The 3041-nt window shown below is 68.0% G+C and carries 4 protein-coding genes; all 4 read left to right on the plus strand.

Annotated elements, in window-relative coordinates:
- A partial coding sequence (locus NP4_RS39420; RefSeq protein WP_373863913.1) for a mevalonate kinase family protein occupies positions 1–391 on the plus strand: 391 nt, incomplete at its 5' end.
- On the plus strand, positions 388–1452 hold the full coding sequence (gene mvaD, locus NP4_RS39425; RefSeq protein WP_082876649.1) for a diphosphomevalonate decarboxylase: 1065 nt from the start codon (positions 388–390) through the stop codon (positions 1450–1452). The genes NP4_RS39420 and mvaD, both read left to right, overlap by 4 nt.
- Positions 1449–2534 carry a phosphomevalonate kinase gene (locus tag NP4_RS39430; protein ID WP_068009977.1) on the plus strand — a complete coding sequence of 362 codons (1086 nt, stop codon included), beginning with the start codon at positions 1449–1451 and terminating at the stop codon, positions 2532–2534. Before mvaD ends, NP4_RS39430 begins: the two co-directional genes overlap by 4 nt.
- Positions 2531–3041: beta/alpha barrel domain-containing protein (locus tag NP4_RS39435; RefSeq protein WP_174556228.1), on the plus strand; the 511-nt coding region annotated here is incomplete at its 3' end. The genes NP4_RS39430 and NP4_RS39435, both read left to right, overlap by 4 nt.

Genomic DNA, 3041 nt, shown 5'->3' on the forward strand with positions numbered 1-3041 from the left:
GCCCGGCTCCACCCGAGACGCAGTGCGCACGGTCGAAAACGTATTGCGCCAGGAACGCGGCAACGGCGCGCTACTTCTGGACCTGTCGCGACGCATCGTCGACTCCGCCCTGCACGCCCTGGAAACCGCCGACGCGCCCGCACTGGGCGCGTCGATGACCGAATTTCACACGCTGCTCGGCGAATTCGGAGTCAGCACCCCGACATTGGACCGATTGGTGAAGGCGGCGTCGGACGCCGGAGCGCTCGGCGCGAAACTCACCGGAAGCGGCCTGGGCGGCTGCATGATCGCACTGACCACGCCAACGACAGCCGCAGCAGTGGCGGAGGCATTGTCCAGGAAAGGCGCGGCTCGCACGTGGACGGTACCTCTGCGGGGGCGACGGCAATGAATACAGGCAATGCGGCCGACACCGACACCTTCTGTCCCGCAAGCTTTTCAGCGACCGACCACGCGGACTCCGAAGCAAACGCTGTCGCCTATCCGAATATGGCGCTGGTGAAGTATTGGGGCAAGCGCGACGAGTCCCTCGTATTGCCGGTCACCGGAAGTTTGTCGATGACCCTCGATATCTTCCCCACCACAACCCGGGTGTCGTTGGAACCGCAGTCTTCGGCCGATTCCGTGTGGTTCGACGGTCGCCCGGCGCCACGGCACATCCGGGACCGAGTCGAGCGATTTCTCGCGCTGGTACGCGAACGCGCCGGACGCTCGGAGCACGCGCGCGTGGAAACAACGAATACCGTACCGACCGGCACCGGATTGGCCTCGTCAGCAAGCGGTTTCGCGGCCCTTGCCGCGGCAGCCACCCACGCCTACGGGCTGCGATCGACTCCGCGAGACCTGTCACGGCTGGCGCGCCGCGGTTCGGGATCGGCCTGCCGGTCGATCTTCGGGGGATTCGTGATATGGCACGCCGGGGCCGGATTCGGCGCGGACGGCGACGACACCAGTTACGCCGAACCGCTACCGGCCGGACCGGATGCCGCGCTGGTGATCGCGATCGTCGACACCGCACCGAAAACGCCATCGAGCCGCACGGCTATGCGGCAGTCGATGACAACCTCGCCGTTGTATCTACCGTGGGCCTGCGCAAGCCGCGCCGATCTGCTCGAGATGTGTGTTGCCGTCGCCGATAGCGACGTGGCACGCGTCGGGCGGATCGCCGAAGGCAACGCGCTGGGAATGCACGCGGTGCTGTTGTCGGCCCGCCCGGCGATCCGCTACCTGTCGCCCCTGTCACTACGCGTGCTGGACCGTGTCGAGCAACTGCGCTCGGCCGGGGTCCCGGCCTACGCCACCATCGATGCCGGACCGAACGTCGCCGTCTGGTGCGCGAGATCCGACGAGCAACGAGTGGTCGCGGCGCTGCACGAGATCGAGGAATTGCTCTCGGTTCGGGTCGCTCACCCCGGACCCGGAGTGACCGTGACCTCCAGTGGTCGATCATGATCACCCGTCGAGCGCCGGGCAAGTTGTTCCTTGCCGGTGAGTACGCCGTCCTACAGCCCGGTCAACCGGCCGTCCTCGTCGCGGTCGACCGCTACCTCTCGGCCACAGTCACCGAAACCAGTTCGCCCACTGTCGTTTTCACCTCCAGCGAGAGCGGCGATCGCCTGCACTGCGATCGACGCAACGGGCGACTCCTACCGATCACCCAAGCCGGCCCTCGGTTCGACTATGTACTCGCCGCCGCCAGGGTGGTCGAACGTCTCGTCGTCGAACGCAAAATCCCCACACGCTCATTCGAAATGCACACCGCCGCTGATGATTTCGTAGCCGCATCCGGCACAAAGCTTGGGTTGGGTTCCAGCGCCGCGGTAACAGTCGCGGTGATCGAGGCGCTGACTGCGTTCTACGGCCTGCAGCCCACTCGCACCGAACGGTACCGGCTGGCGGTGCTGGCAACCGTCGCGGTGAACCCGGCGGGCTCCTGCGGCGATGTGGCTGCCGCGACCTGGGGCGGGTGGATCGCCTACCGCAGCCCCGACCGCGCCTGGGTCCGCGACCTCGCCGCCGAACGCGGCATCGAGGCCGCCCTGCGCGTCCCTTGGCCAGGCGCGTCGGTGCGGGTATTGCCGCCGCCCAGACGAGTGCGGCTGCTGACCGGGTGGACCGGGCAGCCCGCGTCGACAGCGGCCATGAGCGGCCGAATCCGACACCGGCTCGCGCGGCTGCCCGCCACGTTCCATACCGACAGCGCCGCCTGCGTCGGGGGTTTGGCCGCCGCCCTGGCCGATAACGATGTCACCGCCGTGCAACACCAGATCCGCCGGGCTGCAGCCGTTCTCGACGCTCTCGACGCCGCCGCCGAGCTGGGCATTCGAACGCCGCGCCTCGACACCCTGTGCACCGAGGCGGCGCGGGCCGGCGCCGCGGCCAAACCGTCGGGCGCGGGCGGCGGCGACTGCGGAATAGCCGTCGTCGACCAGAAACGGCCCGACCAGGCCGCCGACGTGATCCGCCGGTGGAATGCGGCCGGGATCCAACCGCTGTCGCTCCACCCGCTGCCGAATCCAGGAGACGCCCCATGAGCACTCCAATGAGCAACCGCAAGGACGACCACCTGCGGCTGGCGGTGGCTCAACACAGCCGACCGGCCGAGGGAAACGATTTCGACTCGGTGCGCTTCGTCCATCACGCATTGGCGGGTATCGACCGCGCCGACGTGAACCTCACAACCGTGGTGGCCGGAATGCGTTGGGCGACACCGCTGTACATCAACGCAATGAGCGGCGGCAGCGAGCGCGCGGGCACGGTCAACCGCGAGCTGGCCATCGCCGCCGCCGAAACCGGCGTCCCGATCGCGTCCGGCTCGATGAGCGCCGTACTGCGGGACGCCACGGTCGCGGACACCTATCTCGCACTGCGACAGCACAATCCACACGGCATTGTCATGGCGAACGTGAACGCGAACACGGCCGTCGACCAAGCGCGTCGGGCCGTGGACCTGATCGCCGCCGATGCCCTGCAGATCCACCTCAACGCCGTCCAGGAAATCGTCATGCCCGAGGGCGACCGTCGATTCGCGCACTGGCCCC

It is taken from the genome of Nocardia pseudobrasiliensis NBRC 108224, from assembly GCF_001613105.1.
Taxonomy (GTDB): Bacteria; Actinomycetota; Actinomycetes; order Mycobacteriales; family Mycobacteriaceae; genus Nocardia; species Nocardia pseudobrasiliensis.